Origin of the sequence: Methylobacterium sp. Leaf111 (assembly GCF_001423285.1) — a bacterium.
GTDB lineage: Bacteria > Pseudomonadota > Alphaproteobacteria > Rhizobiales > Beijerinckiaceae > Methylobacterium.
The window spans coordinates 109004-129881 of the sequence record NZ_LMNE01000023.1 but is presented as its reverse complement, the minus strand read 5'-3'; the positions used below and the strand labels follow the sequence as shown (position 1 = coordinate 129881).

Sequence of the window (20878 nt, the reverse complement as noted above, 5' to 3'; positions counted from 1 at the left end):
GGCCGGGCCGCCCTCCGGCGTGAAACCCCGGGCGGGGACATCACTCGAGCCGGACCACGACGCTGTCGCTGGCGCCCGTGGCGTCCATCACGGAGATCCGCGCGAAGCCGGCACCGTCCGGAGCCCAAGCCGATTGTCGGCGCGCGCCCCCCGCCACCGGCAGGCCGTCGACCATCCAGGTCAGGGGCGGCACGCCGCCCAGCGCCTTCAGGGCGAGACGCGCCGACGATGCGGGATCGGGCTCCGACAGGCCCAGATCGATGCGGGCGCCGTCTGGCGGGTAGGCGATCTTCAGGGCGCCCCCCAGCGCCGCCGACAGGGTCTTGGGGATGTCGCGCCGGATGTGGCGCAGGGGCGGCGGCAGGCCGGCCGTGGTGGTCACCAGGGCGTCGCGCGGCATCGGCACGGAGTCGGGCTCGCCGCCGAAACGGGCGAAGGCATCGAACAGGATCGGGGCCGCCACCACCCGGCCGACGAGGCCCGGCACGGCATTGCCGTCCGGCCGTCCGACCCAGACCGCGAGGGTGATGCGCCGGTCGAACCCCACCGCCAGGGCATCCCGGTAGCCGTAGGAGGTGCCCGTCTTGTAGGCGAACCGGCCCGCCAGGGCATTCTCGGGCGGGGGCGCACCCCGAAGGATGTCGGCGACGTACCAGGCGGCGACGGCGTCCGTGATGCGGGCCTCCTGCGGCGGTGCGCCGGCCCCTCCGCCCGACGCCTCCCCGACGCGACGGGTCAGGTTCGGTACCAGCCCCTGCCGGGCGAGTCCGGAGAACAGGCGGGCGAGGTCGGTGAGGGTGATCCCGAGGCCGCCGAGCGCCACCGGCAGGCCCGGTGCGGTGTCGCGGGGCAGGTCGATGCGGGCGCCGGCGGCCCGCAGGCGGGCGATGAAGCGGGCGGGGCCGACCCCTTCCAGCAGGTCCACCGCCGGCACGTTCAGGGAGAGCTGGAGGGCGCGTCGCGCCGTCACGCTGCCCTGGTAGCCGAGGTCGAAGTTCTCGGGGGCGTAGGCCCCGGCAAAGCGCACCGGCCGGTCGTCGAGCTGCGTCTCGGGATGCGCCAGCCCGGTCTCGAAGGCGAGCGCGTAGATGAACGGCTTGAGGGCGGAGCCCGGCGAGCGGATCGCGCCCGTCATGTCGATGGCGCCGGCGCGACTCGCATCGAGGTAGCCGGGGCTGCCGACCTGGGCCAGAACCGCGCCCGTGCTGTTGTCCAGCACCAGGATGGCGGCCGAGATCCCGGGTCCGTGGGCGGCCGCGCGCTCGGCGGCCAGGGTTTCGAGGCTCGCCTGCAGGCGGCCGTCCAGGGTGAGGCGGATCGCCTGGGCGCCCGGGTCGGCGGCATGGGCCGCCTCCGCCGCGTGGGCGGCGAGCATCGGGAAGGGTTTTCGCGCGGATGGCACCGGCTCGGCGCGGGCGGCCTCCGCCTCGGCCGCCGTGACGACGCCCTGAGCGGCGGCGATGGCGAGGACCCGGTCGCGGGCGCGCCGGGCCGCCTCGGGGAAGCGGTCGGGTCGCCGGGCTTCCGGCGCCTGCGGCAGAGCCACGAGGAGCGCGCTCTCGGCGAAGGTGAGCCGGGCCGGCTCGCGGCCGAAATACGCGAGGCTGGCGGCACGCAGGCCCTCGACCGGGCCGCCATAGGGGGCGAGCGCCAGGTAGAGGTCGAGCACCCCGTCCTTGCCGAGGCGACGCTCCAGCTGCACCGCCCGCACCATCTGGCGCAGCTTGGCGGCCAGGGAGCGCTGGGCCCGCGGCTCGACGAGGCGGGCCACCTGCATCGACAGGGTCGAGCCGCCCGAGACGATGCGGCCCGCCCCCAGCCATTGCCCCGCGGCCCGGAGGGTCGCCGCCGGATCGACGCCTGGATGGCTCGCGAAGCGCCGGTCCTCGTAGGCCGTGAGCATGGCGCGGAAGCGCGGATCGACCTGGGACCCGGTCACCGGCAGACGCCAGCGCCCGTCGGCGGTGGCGAAGGGGCGCAGCAGCCGCCCGTCGCGGTCGAGCACCACCGTCGAGCGGAGCCCGGCCGGGATCAGGTCGAGGGGCGGGAGGGTTTGGATGAAGTGCCAGAGGGCGAGGGTCGGGCCGAGACCGACAACGGCAAGGGCTGCGAGCGCGAGGCGCCGAAGTCCCCGCCCCGTTCCGGGGGCACTCGGAGTTTCACGGTCACGCGCACCGCGTCCCCCCCTCCACGAGGGGGACGCGGTGCGCCATGCCGTGCGCGCCCGATCGGACCGGAGAGGAGGGTCGCGGCCCGTATCCACGGCCCTACTTCGCGCTCACCGTCATCGAACCGAACCCCGTACGCCCGAAGCGCTCCGGCCGGTACATGTCCTCGATGGTGGCGGCCGGGTGAACGTAGGTGCCGGGCGAGACCGCCCGCACGGTGTAGGCGACCCGGAAGAAGGCCGATTGCTCGGGGGTGCGCTCGTAGGCGGCCACGAAGCGGTCGTCGCGGAACTCGGTGTGCACAGGCGCCACGTCGGACTTGGCGAAGGCGAGACCGGTGAGCGCATCGGCATCGAGGAGCTTCGGGTTGTCGATCTCCAGGCCTGCGGGCAGCCGGTCGACCAGGAGGAGGCGACCGGCGCTGGCCTTGGCCTCGGTCACGGTGAGCACCACCACGAGGCGGTCGTTCTGGTGGATTCCTTGCGCGAGATCCACCGGGGCGCCGTCGAGACGGTGATAGCGTCGCTCGATGGTGTAGCCGCGCGCCTCGGCCGGCTCGGGAGCGATCGGATTGCCGCTGACGCTGACCACCGCCTGCACGGGCTGGGTGCCGGCATTGACCAGGGTGACGGGTTTCCCCTCCAGGGCGGCGGCGCGGTAGCGGCGCGCCAGAGCGCCGCTTTGCGGTTTACCGTCCAGGGTGAAGCGGAGGTTGTCGGAATCCGCGCTCAGGCCCTCGGCGGCCAGCACCATCCAGGCCTCCTCCTGCGTGCTGGTCGGCCGGCCTGCGGCCCGCTCGGCCGCGATGATGGCACCGAGCGGCTGGACGCTGTCGCGGGCAAGCCCCGTCTCGGCGGCCAGCGCCAGCAAGCCCGCGCTGTCGCGCAGGCGCGAGCCGTAATCCGGCCGGTAGGCCGAGGTCGTGGAAGCCGCCTCGCGGAAACCGGCCAGCGCCGAGGCGAAGGCTTTCGCCGCCCGGCCCCGGTCCCCCAACAACGCCAGGGCCGCCGCGATCTGTCCGCGCGCGAGGGGCGTCGCGAACGCAGCCAGCTTGGTGTCGACGAGGTAGCGCAGGTCACCCATCACCGGGCGGCCGTTGCGGGCGAGCACGTAGGCGGCGTAGGCGATGTCCATGCCGCCGTCGCCGACCTCGGTGGTGTTGGCCACCGCGTTGCGCAGGCGGTCGAGGGCATTGGCGAAGGCGGTCTGGGGCACGGCGAACCCGCGCTCCCGGGCCCGGGTCAGGAAGTCGGTGACGTAGGCGTTGAGCCAGGTGTCGCTGGCGCCATCCGTGGACCACAGGCCGAAATCGCCGGCCGCGTTCTGGCGGCCGAGCACCCGCTCGATCGCCTGGCGCACGCGCTCGTCGGCCTTGTCGAGGCCGAGCGGATCCTGACCGAGCTGATCTTGAGCCGCGAGGCGGTGGACGTAGAGGAGCGGCATCGCCCGGCTCACCGTCTGCTCGGAGCAGCCGTAGGGATAGCGGTCGAGGGACTGGAGGAGCGCCGGCACGTCGATGCCGGCGAGATTCGAGGCGGAGAGCGAGACCGTGCCGGTGCCGGGCAGGATGTCGGCCAGGAGCTCGTCGGAGAGGTGCAACGCCGCGCCGGGTTCGAGGGTCTCCACGGAGCGGCGGGCGAGCGCCCCCGTGCCGGGACCGATGGTCAGGGCGAAACTCTGGCCGACGCCCTCGGGCAGTCCGGGGCCGCTGAGCGTTAGGTCGATCCGCGACAGGCCCGGCCCGGCAGCGGTGATGGGAATGACGAGGGCCCCCCTGGCGCCCGCCTCCAGCCGCAGGGTCTTGTGCAGGGCCTCGGCACCGACCAGCACGGAGCCGGTCAGGTCGAGATCCACGGTGTAGTCGCCGGCCGGCCCCTCGACATTGTCGATGGCGACGTGGACGCGCGAGCGATCGCCGACATTGAGGAAACGCGGCAGGGTGCCGGTGACGATCACGGGATCGCGGATGATCACGTCGGCCTGGGCGGCGCCCACCTTCGCGCGACTCCAGGCGGTGACCATCACCCGGCCGGTGCCGTTGAAGGACGGCAGGGGGAAGCTGACGCTGGCACGGCCGTCGGGTCCGACGGCGATCGGCCCGGAATAGAGCGCCAGCGGCGCCTGGGTCGGCGGCGAATCGGCGAGTTCGGCTGCAGCCCCGTCGCCGCCGGAGCGGATGGCGCCGAGCGTCCCCTGCATGCCGTCGATCAGGTATCCGTAGAGGTCGCGGATCTCCGGGCCGAGGGCCTTCTGGCCGAAGAAGTAGCCGAACGGGTTCGGTGCCTCGTAGCGGGTGAGGTTGAGGATGCCGACATCCACCAGCGCGACGGTGACCCGCGCCTCCTCGCCGGCTCGCAGGCCGGCGAGCTGGATCGGCAGGGTCAGGGTCTCGCGCGGACGGACCTTCGCCGGCGCGTCGAGCGTGACGCCAAGATTGCGGCTGTCCCGGTCGACCCCGAACCACGCGACACCGAGCGCACGGCCCGGCAGGCGCTTGGCCGCCTGGTCCAGGGGCCGGTAGGCGGTGGCCACGAGGTAGGCGCCCGAGCCCCACTCGGCCTTCACGGGGATGTCGATGGTGGCACCGGCGGCCGGCACGTCGACGGTGAGGAGCGCGTGCAGCTTGTCGCTGACGACGGCCAGCGTCGCCTGTCCCTTGAACGTCGGCTGCAGCCGCGCGTGCAGCGTCTCGCCGGTGGCGTAGGCCGCCTTGTCCAGGCGCAGGTCGAGGAGGTCCGGCACGTCCGCCGTCTCGCCCCCGCTCCAGCCCACTGTGAAGGTCACGCTCGCGGTGGCGGCCGGGCGACCGGGCACGCTCGCCTCCAGCCGGTAGGTGCCGTAGCTCACTGTGGCGCTGACGCGGCCCGGCGCGGCGGGGGTCAGGTCGAGACGGCCATCGGCGACGCGGCGGGTGCTGGTCACCGGCTCGTAGGACCAGCGCCCCCCCTCGCGGTACCATTGATAGTTCTTCTCGACGCGCTGGAGCGTCCAGGCCACGTTCCCCTGCGCCAGGCGCCGGCCGTCGGGAGCGGCCATGACCACGTCGAAGCCGGCGACGCCGCCCTCGGTGAGGTCGCCGGCAAAGCCCTTGCGGATGGCGAGCACCGGCGCGTCGGGCAGGATCGGCAGGGTCAGGCTGCGGCTCAGCGCCCGCCCGCCGGGCTCGCCCACCTGCAGGGTGATCTTCGCCTCGACGGGGCGCGGGGCGGCGAGCGCCTGGACCGGGACGACGAGCCGGGCCCTGCCGGCCGCATCGGTGGTGGCACGGGCGTCGATCTCCGCCGAGGCGGCCTCCACCCGCTCGTCGTCGAGGCCGACCGAGAAGCCCTCCAGGCCCTGGATCCCGCTGCCCGCCGCCTGTTGGACCAGGACGGTACCGGAAACCTCGAGCCCGGCGCCCGGCGCGCCGTAGAGGTAGCGCGCCGCCACGTCGATCGTGGCGGGCGCACCCCTGGTCAGGCTCGGCGTCGCGCTCGAGAGCGTCACGTCGAGGCGCTCGGGGACGTAATCCTCCACGAGGAAGCTCGCCTCGCCGATGGCCGGCGCCTTGGGGTCTGTGTAGGCCGCCACCCGCCAGGTGCCGTGCTGCGCGCCGGCCAGAAGGGGCAGCGCCAGGGCGCGTCCGCCGAGGCCCGCATCCGCCACCTGGGCGCGGCGGTACTCGACGCCGTCGGGACGCTTGACCACCAGGGTCAGAGGAATTTCCGGCACGGCGGCGCCCTGTGCATCGCGCAGCAGGCCGGTGAGGTTCACGGTCTCGCCCGAACGGTAGACCCCGCGCTCGGGAAACACGTAGGCCTCGACGGCGCCTGGCTGGGGCCGGCCCTTCACGCCGCGATCCGTGAGGTCGAAGGCCGACTGGCCGAGATCGAGGAAGCCGTAATCGTCGCCGATCTGCGCCACCACGAGGCCCGGTGCGGTACCCCCCTCCCCGCGGGCGAGGCCCGACGCGAAGGCGGCGTGGCCTTGGCCATCGGTCTTCGCCGTGGCCAGGACCTCGTTGTTGCGCGCCACCAGCCGGATCTCGGCACCGGTCAGCACGTCGGCCGAGGCCAGCGAGCGGGCGAAGACGTGGACGCCGTCGCGGCCCTTGAAGGCGGTGAGGCCGAGATCCGAGACCACGAACCATTGCGTCGCCTGCTGCTCGTAGCCGCCCTCCTCGTTGGTGGACGCCGTGGCTCCCGCGGGTTGGGCCACCATGATGTAGATGCCGGCTTCCAGCTTGCCGACCGCCTGGAGCACCGGGAAGGCGGTGACGGCCTCCTGGTTCAGCTCGGCCTTGGCCGTGTCGAGGACGCCCTTCCAGACGCGCCGACCCTTCTGGTCGGCGATGGTCCGCGCCGTCGTCCCGTTGAGCTGGGACAGGAAGTCCTCGGCCCGCAGCGACGGCAGCAGCCCCCGGTCACCGACGCGCAAGACCTCAACGTCGATCTTGGCCGCGTTGATCGAAACCAGAGGCACGCCGGCCTGACCGGTGCGGGGCAGGACGTAGTTGCGCCCGGTAAAGCGGACCTGGGGCGAGCGGTCCCGGACATAGATCTCGTAATCGGATGCCTTGAGCAGGGTCTCCCCAGCGCCGGAGGGCAGCCCGGAGCGGACCACGAAGGCGTAGCGCTCGCCGTGCTTGAGCCCGTCGACGCAGATCTGCTGGCCGGTGCCGGTGACGGCGGCGTTGGCTGCGCCGGAGACGGCGATGAAGGGCGTGAAGTCGGTCTTGGCCGCGACGCCTTCCGAGAACTGGAAGCAGACGCGCGGCGCGGCAGCGTCCGAATCGACGGTGTAGTTGAGGATGCGGAAGCCGTGCTCGGCGCGAAGGCCCTCGTAGGTCGCACGCACGTCCGCGTCGTCGGCGAGCGCCAGGCTGGCGCGGTAGGCCTCGAGCGACGGGCGCCACTCCGATTCGGCGGCATAGACCTCGCCCAGCGTCGCGAGCGCCTCGGCCTCGACCGCTCCGGCACTCGCCCGCAGATAGCCCTGGTAGGCAGCGGCCCGCGCGTTGCGGCGCAGGCGCAGACGGCCTGCGTAGTCACCGGTCTGCTCGTCGCTGCCGACCGCGCTGGCGGCGCGCGCATAGGCCAGCCAGTTCGCCGGCTCGCCGGGTTCGCTCGCCACGGCGAGGCCGAGGGGCTTCAGGGCATCCGCCGGCTTCTCGGCTTCAACCAGGGCCTCGCCCTCGGCCCGCGCCTTCGCGGCGGATCGGGTATCGGGCCGGGGATTCCCCACCTCGGCCTTCAGGGTCGCTTCGAGGCGGACACCGTCGCTGGCGAGGTCTTCGCGCACGAAGCTCTTGGCGGCGGACGGCCTGGGCGAGACCTTGGCAGCGGGGCGCGTCGTTGGCGACTGGGCTTGCCCTTGGGCCTGCCCCTGCGCCTGGACGGGGAGGGCCAGAAGCCCGGCGATCGTGAGGACCTGCACGAGGCCAGAGAGTCCGACCACAGATCGGGGCGAGCGCCCGTATCCGGATGATCCCGCCATGCTTCCACCCCGTTCTCTGGAGGCCGGCCCGTCGCACCGGTCCCGCGCGGAACCGTAGCACTTCGCGCATCGGCCGCAACGGCCTGGAATTCGGGCGTGGGCTCTGCCACACCGGACGGGTTCTCGCGGGGGAGACGCGACTCGGCCATGATGCGACGCGATCGGACCACCCGGGGCCTGACCGGGTTCGTGCTGGCCCTGGCGGCGAGCGCGGCCTCCGCCCAGACGCCGCCGGCACCGAGCCCCGGCGCATCGAGATCCGCCATACCGAGACCCGCCATACCGATGCCGATCCCGTCGACGCCCGCCGCATCGGCACCCGCGCGGGCGAAGCCGGCTGCGCCCGATCCCGCCTTCGAGGCGGCACGGAGCCTGTTCGAGGCCCTGCCGGAGGCCGAGCGCAAGGGGCTGCAGGACGCCCTGGTCTGGACCGGCGACTACAACAGCCTGGTCAACGGCACGTTCGGGCGGCGCAGCTACGAGGCGCTTCAGGCGCATGCCCGACGAACCGGCGGAGCGGGGCTGCCGGACGCGGCCGGACGCGCCGCCCTGCTCAAGGAGGGGGCCGCGGCGCGCGCGGCCGCCCGATTCGCCGTGAAGCCGGACCCGGCCAGCGGCGTCGTGCTCGGCGTGCCCGAGCGCATCCTGTCGAAGCGCACGCCCCAGCCCGGGGGCACCCGCTGGCAGAGCGCCGACGGGCGCATCACGCTGGAGACGAAATCCTATCCGCCCGGCGAGACCGGGCTGGAGGCGGTCTTCGCCCGCATCACCGCCCCAGGGCCCGACCGGCGGGTGACCTACAAGCTCCTGAGACCCGACTTCCTGGTGGTGACCGCTGAGACCGGGACCGGCAAATCCTACATCCGATACGCCGCCGGCGAGGCGGGCCTGCGCGGCCTCACCCTCGGCTACGACAAGGCCCTGTCCGGGGAGGTGGACCGCCTCGCCATCGCCATCGCCAACAGCTTCGTGCCCTTCCCCGAAACGGCCCCCGCCTCGGCACCGGCTCCGGCCGCGACGGCCGTTCCGTCATCGAGCCTGCCGCCCGTCGCAGGCAGCCGGCCGGCCCCAGTTGCGACGGGCCTGGTCGTGGCGCCGGGACGGGTGCTTACCAGCGCAGCGGCGCTGGTGGACTGCCGGGCACCGGTGGTCGTGGGCCTGCCGACGCGGGCGAGCCCTGGCGGCACCGCCGATCTGATGCTGCTGGAAACGGCTCTGCTCCCCGGCCGGATGGAACGCACGCCGGCCCTGCACGCCGGCGCCCTCGCCGAGGGCGAGGCCGTGGTGGCGTTGGCCGTCGATGCCGAGGGGGCGTCGTGGTGGCGCCGGGCCGCTCCGAGCCGGGCGGGGCGCGCATCGCCGCGCCGCTGCAGCCCGGCGCCGGCGGCGCTCCGGTTCTGGACCGCGCCGGTGCGCTCGCGGGCCTCGTCGCGACGGTTCCGAAACAGCCCCGCCTGATCGCGGGGGTCATGCCGCCTGCGAGCTACAGGCTCATCCCGGCCGACGCGCTCGCGGCCTTCCTCGGCGCTGCGGGCTTGCGGACAGCGCCTGCGCCGAAGGCGGCCGGCACGCTGGGCGCAGCCGCCGCGACCCTGGTGGGCGCGGTGGTGGCCATCACGTGCCAGCCGTGAGCGGGGCCGTCAGATTCGTCCGGTGACGAGCAGCACGATCAAGATGATCACCAGCAGGCCGCCGAGACCGAAGCTCGGTCCGCGGTAAGCGCCGCCGCCGAGGAAGTTGCCGCCGCCGAGAACGATCAGGATCAGGACGATGAGGAGAATGGTGGTTAGGGTCATGGATGGGAACTCCGTCACGCGCCCAACCGGAATTGCTTGAGCTTGACCGTACAAACGTCGCCGTGGCGATTCCGTTCAACGGTCCGTGCGGCATAATCCCACGAAGGCGGGGTTTTTCGCCGGTTCGACGTCAGGCTCGCCACTCCGGCAGGGAATCCGATGCGGTTCCAAGCCAATCCGGCACCGGCAGGCCCCGCTCGGCCAAGAAGGCGGGGTTGAACAGCTTCGAGGCGTAGCGCGCGGCACCATCGCACAGGATGGTCACGATGGTGTGGCCCGGCCCGAGATCCCGGGCGAGCCGGATCGCCCCGGCGACGTTGATGCCCGACGATCCGCCGAGGCTGAGGCCCTCCTCCCGCATCAGCCGGAAGACAATATGGAGGGCTTCGGCGTCGGGAATCCGGAAGGAGACGTCCGGGGTGAAGCCCGCGAGGTTGCGGGTGATCCGGCCTTGGCCGATGCCCTCCGTGATCGAGGAGCCCTCCGCCCTCAGGGTACCGGTGGTGTAATGAGCGTGCAGTGCGGACCCCTCCGGGTCGGCGAGGCCGATCCGCACGCCGGGACGCGCCGCGCGCAGGGCCTCGGCGGTCCCCGCCAGGGTGCCGCCGGTCCCGGCCGCACAGATGAAACCATCGACCGCCCCACCGGTCGCCGCCAGGATCTCCGGGCCCGTGGTTTCCACGTGCGCCTGCCGGTTGGCAACGTTGTCGAACTGGTCGGCGAAGAAGGCGCCGCCCGGTTCGGTCTCGGCCAGGCGCTCGGCCAGGCGGCGCGCGGCGTGGACGTAGTTGTTCGGGTTGGCGAACGGCACCGCCGGCACCTCGACCAGGCGGGCGCCGGCCAGACGCAGGGTTTCCTTCTTCTCGGCCGACTGCGTCTCCGGGATCACGATGACCGTGCGGTAGCCGCGCACCGCCGCGACGAGCGCCAGGCCGATGCCGGTGTTGCCGGCCGTGCCCTCCACGATCGTGCCGCCGGGCCGGATGGCGCCCCGGGCCTCGGCGTCGCGCACGATGGAGAGCGCCGCCCGGTCCTTTACCGAGAGGCCGGGATTCAAGAACTCCGCCTTGCCCAGGATGGTGCAGCCGGTCTCCTCCGAGGCGCGCGCCAGGCGAATCAGAGGCGTGGCGCCGATGGCCGAGAGGATGTCCGGCAGAGGACGGTCGGGCAGGTGACGGTCAGAATGGAGGATCATGCGCGGGATTCCGGGGGCGAGGCGGCGGACCCGGCGCGCGTCAGGCGGCGAGGGCCCGATTCACCGTGGAGCGCAGGTCGGCCAGCGAGAACGGCTTCGTCAGGACGTCGGTCACGATGGCATCGAGGCCCCGCGCGCGCTCGCGCTGGTCGGCGAAGCCGGTCATCAGCAGGATCGTGAGATTGGGAAAGTCGCGCTTGGCCGCGAGCGCCAGGGCGATCCCATCCATCAGCGGCATGCGGATGTCGGTGAGCATGAGGTCGAACGCGCCATCCGCCTCGGTCAGCCGGTCGAGCCCGTCGCTGCCGTCCGTGGCCGTGACCACGGCGTGGCCGTCGATCTCGAGGCCCCGCTTGAGGAAGCCCCGCACCGTCTCTTCGTCATCCACCAGGAGGATGCGGGCCATCGTTCGTCTGTGTCTCTCTCGGGTCCGGGCGCTCAGTCACGCAAGCGCTGAGGCGCCCTGTCAAGGGATCGTCGGACACAGCAAGCCCTTTAAGGGCCAAATCGTTTCATATTCTCTGGCGCGCCAGAGAAATTCCGCGGATCGTGGGCGGGCGCGCCTCAGGTGCCGCCGAACAGGTCGGGCTCGCGGCTGTCGTAGTCGACGAGGCCGACGAAGGGCAGCTGGCGGTAGGCATGGGCGACATCCATGCCGTAGCCGACCACGAACACGTCCGGGCAGGTGAAGCCGACGAAATCCGCGTCGATGGTCACGGCCCGCTTGCCGGGCTTCTCCAGGAGCACGGCGGTGAGCACCCGCTTGGCGCCCCGCGCCATCAGCAGGTCCTTGGCGAACACGATGGTGCGGCCGGATTCGAGGATGTCGTCCACCAGGAGGACGTCGCGTCCGCGCACCTCGCTCTCCACGTCGCGCAGGATCTCGACCTGCCCCGAGGAGACCGTGGCGGTGCGGTAGCTCGACAGGTGGACGAACTCGGCCTGCGGCTCCAGCCCGACCCGGTGCAGGGCGCGCAGGAGGTCGGCGGCGAACATGAAGCTGCCCTTGAGCACAGCCACCACGAGCAGGTTCTCGGGGTTGGCGGCGGCGATGGCCGCTGCAAGTTCCTCGGTGCGCCGGGCGATGGCGGTTTCGTCGAAGAGGACGCGGACGCGTCGGGAAGCGCTGGTCATCCGCATTCCTTATCACGGGGCCGGAGCGCTGGCACCGGCCTTCGGCATGGTCTCGCCCGCCTCGGCGGCGGCAAAATGCACGCGGACCGAGCGGCCCTGCGCCGGCGGCGCCGACAGGCTCGCGCGAAAGCGCGCGGTCTCGCTCTTCTCGAGCGCCGTGCGCGGGGGCGCGATGCGCCAGCGATAGAGCGGCTGGTCACGGCCGTCCCGGACCTCCACCTCGATCGGCGGCACCGTGGCCTCGGCGGCGACACCGACGAGATCGCCCTCCACCACGAGTTGGCCCTGCGCGCCCTCTCCCGGGGTCTGGAACGCCACGAGGTCGCGGAATTCTACGCCGCGCAGGTTCACCGGGAAACCGACGCGGGCATAGAGCCCGGCGCTCTGGGGCATCGCCCGCACCACCGTGGCGCGTCCGAGAACGGCGAGGCCGAGTCCGCCCACCACGGCGAGCCCGAGGGCGGCCCCAGGCGACGCCAGGGGGAAGCCCGTGCGCTTCGGCTTCACGGGCTTGGCCCGCGCCCGCGGGCGCGGCGTCTCGGGCGGCGATGGAACGGGCTCGGGTTCGGCGGCCAGGGCCGATTCCCAGGCATCGAGATCGGCTTGGGCCGAGGCGCGGCTCTGCGCCGCGTCGGGGCCGAGCTCGGAGGCGGCCATCATGGCGGCGGTCATCTCGGCCTCGAGGGCGGCGGAGACGTCGTCGGGGGAGATGAACCAGGTCTCGCGGCAGGCCGCGCAGCGCACCGAGCGCCCGTCCGCGCCGACGCGGTCCACGTCGATCTCGTACTCGCTGGCACAGGACGGGCAGACGATCAGCATGGCGTCCGTGGGCCTCGGATCTCGATGGACGGTTGCCGACGGGGGCAAAAAGACTCAAACGGTTCTCGGCCAACACGGTTAACCGTCCGTGAAGCGGACGGCCTATAACCGGGATGCGCGGGGCCGTCGCAAAAGGGCCGACTGTGTTGGGCAGGCTTAGTCAGGCAGGCTTGGTCAGGCAGGCTTGGTCAGGCAGGCTTGGTCAGGCAGGACCTCGGTTAGGCAGGACCTTGGGGGGATCGTGGCGGATCGGGTGAACACGCAGTCGCTCCTCTCCGGAGCCGAGGAGCCGGTGGTCCAGTTCGAGAGCGTCGGCATGCGCTACGGTCTCGGGCCGGAGGTGCTGAGCGATGTCAGCTTCCAGATCGCGCCGCGCTCGTTCCAGTTCCTCACGGGGCCGTCCGGTGCGGGCAAGACCACCCTGCTGCGCCTGATCCTCCTGTCGGTGCGCCCCACCCGCGGCCTCGTCTCGGTCTTCGGCGAGGAGGTCAGCGACATCTCCAGCGAGGCGCTGACCGGCCTGCGGCGGCGCATGGGCGTGGTCTTCCAGGATTTCCGCCTGCTCGACCACCTCACCACCTACGAAAACGTCGCGCTGCCCCTGCGTGTCCAGGGGCGCTCGGAAACGAGTTACCGGGCCGAGGTCGTAGAGCTCCTGCGCTGGGTCGGTCTCGGCGAGCGCATGCACGTGCTGCCGCCCCTGCTCTCGGGCGGGGAGAAGCAGCGGGCCGCCATCGCCCGGGCGCTCATCGCCCGGCCGGAACTGCTCCTGGCCGACGAGCCCACGGGCAACGTCGACCCCGGCCTCGGCCGCCGCCTGCTGCGATTGTTCATCGAGCTCAACCGGCTGGGCACCTCGGTGCTCATCGCCACCCACGACTTCGCCCTGATGGACCTCGTCGATGCCCGGCGCTTCGTCCTCGGCGAAGGGCGCCTGACGGTCGAGGCATGATGGACGAGACCGACACACCGTCCCCCGCGCCGGCGCACCGTGCGCCGCCCCGCACCGACGACCGGCCACCGGTGAAGCCGCCGGCGCCGCCCGAATCGCGGACCGCCCCCCTGCCCCCGACCCTGCGCCGCAATGCCCCCCTGGTGCCGACCGACTCGGCGGCGAGCCGGGCCCTGGCCGCCGTCATCGCGATCCTGACCTTCCTCGCCGCACTCTGCGCGGGAGCGGCCGAGATCGTGGCCTCCAGCGCCGTCCAATGGCAGGACACGGTGGCCCAGGAGGTGACGATCCAGGTGCGTCCGAGCCCCGGGCGCGACATCGATGCCGACGTCGCCCGCGCCGAGGGCCTCGCCAAGGCCACCCCCGGCATCGCCGCCGTGCGGGTGTTCTCGAAGGCCGATGCCGAGCGGCTGCTCGAGCCCTGGCTCGGCAGCGGCCTCGACCTCTCGGACCTGCCGGTGCCACGGCTCGTGACCCTGAAGCTCGCCGAGACGTCCCCGGACCTCAAGCCGCTGCGCAGTTCCCTCAGCGAGGCGCTGCCCGGGGTGGCGAGCCTCGACGACCACGCCCTCTGGCTGCGCCGGCTCTCCACGGCGGCCAACACCTTCGTGGGCGTCGGGATCGGCATCGTCCTGCTGGTGCTGGTGGCGACGGGCCTCGCCGTGGTCTTCGCGACCCGCGGCGCCATGGCGGGCAACCGGGAGGTGGTGGAGGTCCTGCACTTCGTCGGCGCCAACGACGACTTCATCGCCCGGGCCTTCCAGCGCCGGTTCTTCGGCCTCGGCCTGCGCGGCGGCATCATCGGCTCGGGGGCGGCCATCGCGGCCTTCGCGCTGGCCGGGCTGGTGGCGCGCAACTGGCGCTCCGGCCCGGCCGGCGAGGAGATCGAGGCCCTGTTCGGCACCTTCCATATCGGCTGGCGCGGCTACGCCGCCGTGCTCCTCATCGGCGTGATCGCATCGGTGGTGACCGGTATCGTCTCGCGTCTCACCGTGCGACGGTTCCTGGCCTGAGGGGCGTGGGCCGGCGACAGGCGCGCACGCCCTGTCACCGAAGCCGACGATCCCGTTAACCCTCCATGAACCTTTCCGGGCGGAGATACTTGCCTCGTGAACGCCCCAATCGGGGCTACTCTCTGGGGGAATGACGAGGCGGATGTCAGCCAGCGGCACCATGAGGCCCTCCGAGGCTTTCGGATGGGCCTGGACCGACGCCGCATCCCGCGCGCCCGCCCCGGCACGCCGGCAGCCGGATTCGGCCGCTCCTGGAACCAGGGCGCGAAGCGGGCTCGGCCCGACCGCCAAGGCCACCCTCGGCCTCGCGGCCACCGGCGCCGTCGCACTCTTCTGCGGCTTCCTGACCTTCGTGGCCTGCCTGGAGCGGGACGAGCGCGTGCCGCAGGGTCGGGCCGACGGCATCGTGGCGCTCACGGGCGGGGCGCAGCGCATTGGCGACGCCATCGACCTCCTGGCCAACGGCTATGGCCGGCGCCTGCTGATCACCGGCGTCAACGAGCGCACCAGTCGCGACGAGATCGCCCGCCTCAACCCGACGCAGCGGCACTGGATCGACTGCTGCGTCGACCTCGACTATCGGGCGCGCAACACCATCGGCAACGCCATCGAGACCCGGCGCTGGATGCGCCAGCACCGCTTCAGCACGGTGACGGTGGTGACCTCGAACTACCACATGCCCCGCACGATGGTGGAACTCGACCACGCCCTCATGGGTGCCGACCGCGTCGTGCCCCATCCGGTGATCGCGGAGGGCTTCGATGCCGACCGCTGGTGGCATCACCCCTCCTCCGCCAAGCTGCTCGCCTCGGAATACCTGAAATTCCTCGTGGCCTGGGTCCGGACCCGCTTCGAGCACGATCCGGAGCGTTCACGGGCCGCCATCCTGATCGGACGCGGCAAGCCGATCAAGATGGTCGCCGAACCGCTGCTGCTGCGCGGGCAGGAATAGGTCGAGCCCCGCCTGGAGCCCAAGGCCTCACAGCCCCTTGCACTGGCTCCGGATCATCCCGGCGAATTCCTTCTCGGATATCTGGACCTGGTTGAGACGATCCGTGCGCTCGGCCCCCGAGAGGCAGCGGCCATAGACGCTGGCCACTCGGCGCATGGTCTCCACGTGCCGGCGCCAGACGCGACACTGGTCGGCCGCCTCGCTGCCGGCCTGTTCGAGCTGGTCGATCGCCTGTCGCTGCATGGAATTCGCCACGAGGACATCGCGGGCGCAAGCGGTATCGGTGGCGCCACGCTGTTGTGCGCGCGCAGGCGGGGCGGCGAGCAGGAGCGCGACCACCACGGGCGCGCAGGGCAGGATCCGCATGATCATGCGGCCTGCGAGGCCGAGGTGTGGGTGAGCAGCGCGTAGAGGGCACTGGCGTCGCGGGCGGCGCGGATGCGCTCGAGGATGCCGGGCTCGCGCAGGAGGCGTGCGACCTGGGCCAGGGCCTTCAGGTGGTCAGCACCGGCGCCCTCGGGCGCCAGGAGCAGGAAGGCGATGTCGACAGGTTGGCCGTCGAGGGCATCGAAATCCACCGGCTTCTCCAGCCGGGCGACGAGGCCGAACAGCCGGTCGAGGCCGGGCAGCTTGCCATGCGGGATGGCGACGCCGTCGCCGATGCCGGTGGACCCCAGGCGCTCGCGCTGCAGCAGGGTCTCGAACACCTCGCGCTCGTCCAGGGCCGGAAGCTGACGCACCGCGTGCGCGCTGAGCTCCTGCAGCATCGATTTCTTGGCGCGGACACGCAGGGACGGCACCACGGAATCCGGAGAGAGGAATTCCAGCACTGGCATGAAGGACCGTCGCCCCGTCGGCGGCGGCCGATCCGGCCGCCACTCCATGAAAGGTCGGGCCACCCAGGCGGCCCTTGAACTCAATCGAGCGGGTTCAGGCTCTGTTCCCGACCCGCGCCTACGAGGCTGTCTCGGCCGGATCGACCCAGCCGATGGCCCCGTCCGTGCGGCGGTATACGACGTTGATGCGTCCGGTGCCAGCGTGAACGAACACGATGACCGGCGCGCCCGTGAGGTCGAGGGCGGTGACCGCCTCGCTGACCGAGTGGCGCTTCAGGGTCTTGGTGCTCTCCGCCACCACCGGCGGGTGCGCCGCCTCCCCGTCGTCGCCATCCTCGTCGAGGTCGATGGCGTCGGCCTCGCTCGGGGCGGCGAACACCGCGTAGGCCGCTTGCACCGTCGCGCCGTCATGGCCGGCCGCGCCATGGTCCTTCAGCCTGTGCTTGTAGCGCCGAAGGCGCTTTTCCAGGCGGTCCGCCGTCTGCTCGAAGCTCGCATGGGCGTCGTGGGCGGCGCCGGAGGCCTCCAGGGTCAGGCCGGAGACGAGGTGGAGCACGCAATCGGTGCGGTAGGCGGTCCCGTCCCGCCGGAGGGTGACGTGGCCGGAGCAGGTCCCGCTCATGTGGCTGTCGAGATATTTCGAGAGCGTAGCAGCCATTCGCTCCTCGACCCGCCCCCGAAGGGCTTCGCCAAGGTCCAGGCCGTGGCCCGTCACGCGCAATGACCCCATGATCCCTCCGATTTTCGTTGTGGACACGCCCTGGGTAAGGCGCAACCTGAGTTAAGAAGCCTCTCTCGGAGAAGTCAACGCGAGGCCGGACCGAGGCGTTGTCCCGGCCGCGGATCCGTCATTCGCGGCCCGGACCCCGGCCTCGCGCGAGCCCCCGGGGCTGCGGAAGGCGGGCCGCTGTGGATCTTGCCGGCCCGCCCCGTTCGTCGCCGAAGGGGACGCCCCGCCGAGGGGTCTCACCGCCCCGCATAGGCGAAATGCTCGCGACGGCGCTCGATCGAGGAGGGAATGCGGAGGGATTCCCGGTACTTGGCGACGGTGCGGCGTGCGATGTCGATGCCCTCGTCACGCAGGCGCTGCACCAGGGCGTCGTCGGAGAGCACATCGCTTGGCGCCTCGCCGTCGACGAGCTGCTTGATGCGGTGGCGGACGGCCTCGGACGAATGCGAGGCGGTGCCGGCGGCGCCCGGGATCGCGGCGGTGAAGAAGTACTTCATCTCCAGCGTGCCGCGGCTGGTGCCGATCGACTTGTTCGAGGTGACCCGCGAGACGGTGGATTCATGCATGCCGATCGCCTCGGCCACGGTCTTCAGGTTGAGCGGGCGCAGGTGAGCGACGCCGTGCAGGAAGAAGGCGTCCTGCTGGCGCACGATCTCGGAGGCGACCTTGAGGATGGTGCGGGCCCGCTGCTCTAGGCTGCGGGTGAGCCAGTTGGCGGTCTGCAGGCATTCCGACAGGAAGGCCTTGTCGCCCTCGGCCGCCGCGCCGCGGGAGACGCGGGCATAGTAGCTCTGGTTGACCAGCACCCGCGGCAGGGCCTCGGCGTTGAGCTCCACCAGCCACGAGCCGTCGGGCGCCGCGCGCACGAACACATCGGGGATCAGCACCTCGACGGCACGGGTTCCGAAGGCGCGGCCGGGTTTCGGATCGAGCCGGCGCAGCTCGGCCAGCATGTCGACGAGATCCTCGTCGTCGACGCCGCAGAGCCGGCGCAGCGCCGCGAAATCGCGCTTGGCCACGAGGTCGAGGCGCGACACCAGGGCCTGCATGGCCGGATCGAACCGGTCTCGGTCGCGCAGCTGCAGGGCGAGGCACTCGGCGAGGTCGCGCGCGGCGATGCCGGCGGGCTCGAAGCTCTGGACAAGCTTCAGCACCCGGGCGACCCGGTCGAGGGAGGCGCCGAGGCGCTCGGCCACCGCGTCGATCGATTCGCGCAGGTAACCGGCATCGTCGACGGCATCGATGAGGAAGCCGCCGATCAGCCGGTCCAGGGGATCGCGGGTGGCGAGGTCGAGCTGGGCGCCGAGATGCTCGCGCAGGGAAACCTCGGCGGTGAGGCTCGCCTCGAAGTCCGGGGCCTCGCCGTCGAAGCTGCCGCCGGTATTGCCGTAGGGCGCCGGCGTCAGCGAGAGCATGTCCCCGGAAGCCGCCTCGCGGGCATGGGTCGGGTTCTCGTCCGAGAACACGTTGTCGAGGCGCGTGTCGAGGGCGCTCTCCATGTCGGCGCCGCTCGCCGTCAGCGTGGTGGCGATCCAGGGCTCGTCGCTCCCGTCGTAATCGCCCCCCTCGCCGTCCCCGTCGCGATCGACCGAGGATTCGGAAGGTGTCTCGGCCGGCGCGCGTTCGATCTCGCTCTCGCCGTCGGCGCGCTCCAGCAACGGATTGCGCTCGAGTTCGGCATCGACGTATGCGGCGAGGTCGAGCTGGGAGAGCTGGAGGAGCTTGATCGCCTGGAGAAGCTGAGGCGTCATCACCAGGGCTTGGCCCTGGCGCATTTCCAGCCGTTGCAGCAGACTCATGGTTGTCGCCCCGGGTGAGTCGCACCTCGGATCAGCGGCCCACGTCGCCGTGAACCGACCCTCGGCACAAATCTTGCTTCCTGTCGTCTGCCCCCAGGTCTAACGCCAACCCGATCCCGCGTCAAAGCGTGGCGGACCGGGCTTGCACGCAAATTGAGCAGGCCATGAAAGCAGCACGGGGGCGGGCACTCCAGCGGAGACCCCTGCGTCGCATCTTGGACGCTAACAAAAGCTTGGAAAATCAGCCGAAATTCCCGCATTGCACCATTGGCGTGCGGTTCGGATCGTACTGGACGCCGGCTGAAAAAATCCGTGGGCTGTGACCCGGATGCAGAGCTGACGCTGCAGGGTTCGGACGAGACCGGCCCCTAGAGGCGGAAATCCTCGCCGAGATAGAGGCGGCGGGCCTCCGGATTGGCCACGATCTCCTCGGGCGTTCCCTCGGTGAGGATGCGACCCGAATGGGCGATGTAGGCGCGATCGATGAGCCCAAGGGTCTCGCGCACGTTGTGGTCGGTGATGAGCACGCCGATCCCGCGCTGCTTCAGGTGCTTCACCAGGTCCTGGATGTCGCCGACCGCGATGGGGTCGATCCCCGCGAAGGGCTCGTCGAGAAGCATGAAGCTCGGCGAGGAAGCGAGCGCCCGGGCGATCTCGCAGCGACGGCGCTCGCCTCCGGAGAGGGCGATGGACGGCGACTTGCGCAGGCGCGCGATATCGAACTCCTCGAGCAGCGATTCGAGCTTGCGGGCGCGCTCCTTGCGGTCGGGCTCGGCCACCTCGAGCACCGCACGGATGTTGTCCTCCACGGTGAGGCCACGGAAGATCGAGGCCTCCTGCGGCAGATAGCCGATGCCGAGGCGGGCCCGCTGGTACATCGGCAGTTGGGTGATCGGCAGGCCGTCGAGGGTGATGGTGCCGCGATCGGCCGTGACGAGGCCGGTGATCATGTAGAAGATGGTGGTCTTGCCGGCGCCGTTGGGGCCGAGGAGACCGACTGCCTCGCCGTTGCGCACGGTGAGGCCGGCCTCGTGCACGACGGTGCGGGCGCCGTAGCTCTTGCGTAGGCCGCGCACGCAGAGGATGCCCGGCCCGCCGCCCTCCTCGACGATGGCGGCCGCCTCGGCCGCGCGACGACGGGCGCGCCCTCCGAACAACCGCCGGAGCAGGGAGGGCGCAGGCGGCGCGCCGGCACGATCGGAGGAGCGCTCCGCCAGGGCGGGCGCCGGCGCTGCGGCACTCAATTCGTCTGGGCCCGGGTCTTGCCGGCAGGCTTCTCGGCGGAGGCTTCGATGGGCTTGTCCGCTGCGGGCTTGTCGGCCGGCGGCTTGGCCGCGCGTCCGGCGATGGACGCCGGCGTGCAGCCCTTGCCCTTGGCCCCGTCCTCCTTCTGCGGCACGAGGAGGGCGGAGACGCGCCCGCCCGCCACCGGGTCCATGTTCGCCCGGCCGGTGTTCATGTCGTAGACGAGGCGGGAGCCGCGGGTGACGTTCTGGCACTGGCTCAGGATGACGTTGCCGGTGACCACGATGCGCTTGGCCTCCTGATCGAACACGGCGTTGTCGCCGGTGGCGATCTGGTCCTTCTGCACCACGGTCACCGGGCCGGCACATTCCACGCGCTGGATGCCGTTCTCGTTCAGGCCGGCGGCCCGCTCCGCCTGGCTGGCCGGCTCGCCGCCCGCCGCTGGCTCTTTCTTGTCCTTGCCGCGCTTGTAGCGCACCGTCATGCTGGAGCAGCGGATCGTGCTGTCGCCCTGCACGGCGACGACGTTGCCGGCGAAGACGGCCTTGTTCTCGCGGTCGAACACGTCGAGACGATCGGCGTCGATCTTGATCGGCTCCTTGCCGCCGCCGCCGAGGTTGCCCAGGGGCGAAGCGGCCTTCTCCTTGCGCGGGGCCGCGGGCGCCGTCTGTGCCGCGGCGGGCCCGGCCGCGATCACGCTCGCCAGCGCGAGCACGAGGGCCGTCAGGCACCGATGCGGGACGACGTCCTTCACCGTGGGCCGC

18 protein-coding genes are annotated in these 20878 nt (G+C 71.9%); 5 read left to right on the top strand and 13 right to left on the bottom strand.

The features are described from left to right. Positions 1 to 40: 40 nt before the first annotated feature. Together pbpC and ASF41_RS13600 are read right to left on the bottom strand one after the other, a co-directional pair. Positions 41 to 2059 carry a penicillin-binding protein 1C gene (gene pbpC, locus ASF41_RS13605; protein ID WP_244479661.1) on the bottom strand — a complete coding sequence of 673 codons (2019 nt, stop codon included), beginning with the start codon at positions 2057 to 2059 and terminating at the stop codon, positions 41 to 43. Between the two features lie 208 nt (positions 2060 to 2267). Then, a complete protein-coding gene (locus tag ASF41_RS13600) occupies positions 2268 to 7643 on the bottom strand; it encodes an alpha-2-macroglobulin (protein ID WP_082504397.1) in 5376 nt (1791 codons plus the stop codon). A gap of 147 nt (positions 7644 to 7790) precedes the next feature. On the opposite strand from ASF41_RS13600, the gene ASF41_RS13595 reads away from it, so the two are divergent. Next, positions 7791 to 9101, top strand: a complete 1311-nt coding sequence (locus ASF41_RS13595) for a serine protease (RefSeq protein WP_244479655.1) — start codon at positions 7791 to 7793, stop codon at positions 9099 to 9101. Between the two features lie 11 nt (positions 9102 to 9112). Continuing rightward, positions 9113 to 9274, top strand: a complete 162-nt coding sequence (locus ASF41_RS26130; protein ID WP_244479654.1) for a hypothetical protein — start codon at positions 9113 to 9115, stop codon at positions 9272 to 9274. A 9-nt stretch (positions 9275 to 9283) separates the two neighbouring features. On the opposite strand, the gene ASF41_RS24880 is transcribed toward ASF41_RS26130, so the two are convergent. The 5 genes from ASF41_RS24880 to ASF41_RS13575 all read right to left on the bottom strand — a co-directional run bounded on the left by ASF41_RS24880 (position 9284) and on the right by ASF41_RS13575 (position 12587). Then, entirely contained in the window at positions 9284 to 9439 is a 156-nt protein-coding gene (locus ASF41_RS24880) for a DUF3309 domain-containing protein (protein ID WP_156389751.1), read from the bottom strand. A gap of 130 nt (positions 9440 to 9569) precedes the next feature. Then, complete coding sequence (locus ASF41_RS13590; RefSeq protein WP_056493986.1) at positions 9570 to 10634, bottom strand: cysteine synthase A; 1065 nt, start codon at positions 10632 to 10634, stop codon at positions 9570 to 9572. Between the two features lie 40 nt (positions 10635 to 10674). After that, complete coding sequence (locus tag ASF41_RS13585; RefSeq protein ID WP_055946868.1) at positions 10675 to 11040, bottom strand: response regulator; 366 nt, start codon at positions 11038 to 11040, stop codon at positions 10675 to 10677. A 158-nt stretch (positions 11041 to 11198) separates the two neighbouring features. Then, a complete protein-coding gene (gene hpt, locus ASF41_RS13580; RefSeq protein WP_056211657.1) occupies positions 11199 to 11768 on the bottom strand; it encodes a hypoxanthine phosphoribosyltransferase in 570 nt (189 codons plus the stop codon). A gap of 12 nt (positions 11769 to 11780) precedes the next feature. Continuing rightward, positions 11781 to 12587, bottom strand: coding sequence for a zinc-ribbon domain-containing protein (locus ASF41_RS13575; RefSeq protein ID WP_056493983.1), 807 nt, complete (start codon positions 12585 to 12587; stop codon positions 11781 to 11783). Positions 12588 to 12840: 253 nt separating this feature from the next. On the opposite strand from ASF41_RS13575, the gene ftsE reads away from it, so the two are divergent. From ftsE to ASF41_RS13560, 3 genes are all read left to right on the top strand, one after another. After that, positions 12841 to 13539: a cell division ATP-binding protein FtsE gene (ftsE, locus tag ASF41_RS13570; RefSeq protein WP_156394047.1), complete on the top strand. Its 699-nt coding sequence runs from the start codon at positions 12841 to 12843 to the stop codon at positions 13537 to 13539. Next, positions 13536 to 14552, top strand: a complete 1017-nt coding sequence (locus tag ASF41_RS13565) for a cell division protein FtsX (RefSeq protein WP_407067283.1) — start codon at positions 13536 to 13538, stop codon at positions 14550 to 14552. Before ftsE ends, ASF41_RS13565 begins: the two co-directional genes overlap by 4 nt. A gap of 142 nt (positions 14553 to 14694) precedes the next feature. Continuing rightward, entirely contained in the window at positions 14695 to 15504 is an 810-nt protein-coding gene (locus ASF41_RS13560) for a YdcF family protein (RefSeq protein WP_056211650.1), read from the top strand. 27 nt (positions 15505 to 15531) lie between these two features. Here ASF41_RS13560 and ASF41_RS13555 read toward each other — a convergent pair whose 3' ends face one another. From ASF41_RS13555 to ASF41_RS13530, 6 genes are all read right to left on the bottom strand, one after another. Continuing rightward, on the bottom strand, positions 15532 to 15876 hold the full coding sequence (locus ASF41_RS13555) for a hypothetical protein (RefSeq protein WP_407067282.1): 345 nt from the start codon (positions 15874 to 15876) through the stop codon (positions 15532 to 15534). Then, positions 15873 to 16340 carry a PTS IIA-like nitrogen regulatory protein PtsN gene (gene ptsN / locus ASF41_RS13550; RefSeq protein ID WP_055946855.1) on the bottom strand — a complete coding sequence of 156 codons (468 nt, stop codon included), beginning with the start codon at positions 16338 to 16340 and terminating at the stop codon, positions 15873 to 15875. The genes ASF41_RS13555 and ptsN overlap by 4 nt, the downstream gene beginning before the upstream one ends. Before the next feature lie 118 nt (positions 16341 to 16458). Next, positions 16459 to 17070 carry a ribosome hibernation-promoting factor, HPF/YfiA family gene (gene hpf, locus ASF41_RS13545; protein WP_056276123.1) on the bottom strand — a complete coding sequence of 204 codons (612 nt, stop codon included), beginning with the start codon at positions 17068 to 17070 and terminating at the stop codon, positions 16459 to 16461. Between the two features lie 236 nt (positions 17071 to 17306). Next, the gene (gene rpoN, locus ASF41_RS13540) at positions 17307 to 18869 is read right to left on the bottom strand and encodes an RNA polymerase factor sigma-54 (RefSeq protein ID WP_082487469.1); all 1563 of its coding nucleotides are present in this window, start codon (positions 18867 to 18869) and stop codon (positions 17307 to 17309) included. Between the two features lie 368 nt (positions 18870 to 19237). Then, positions 19238 to 20026 carry an LPS export ABC transporter ATP-binding protein gene (gene lptB / locus ASF41_RS13535; RefSeq protein ID WP_243214809.1) on the bottom strand — a complete coding sequence of 263 codons (789 nt, stop codon included), beginning with the start codon at positions 20024 to 20026 and terminating at the stop codon, positions 19238 to 19240. A gap of 83 nt (positions 20027 to 20109) precedes the next feature. Next, positions 20110 to 20841, bottom strand: coding sequence for an LptA/OstA family protein (locus tag ASF41_RS13530; protein ID WP_407067291.1), 732 nt, complete (start codon positions 20839 to 20841; stop codon positions 20110 to 20112). Between the last annotated feature and the right edge of the window lie 37 nt (positions 20842 to 20878).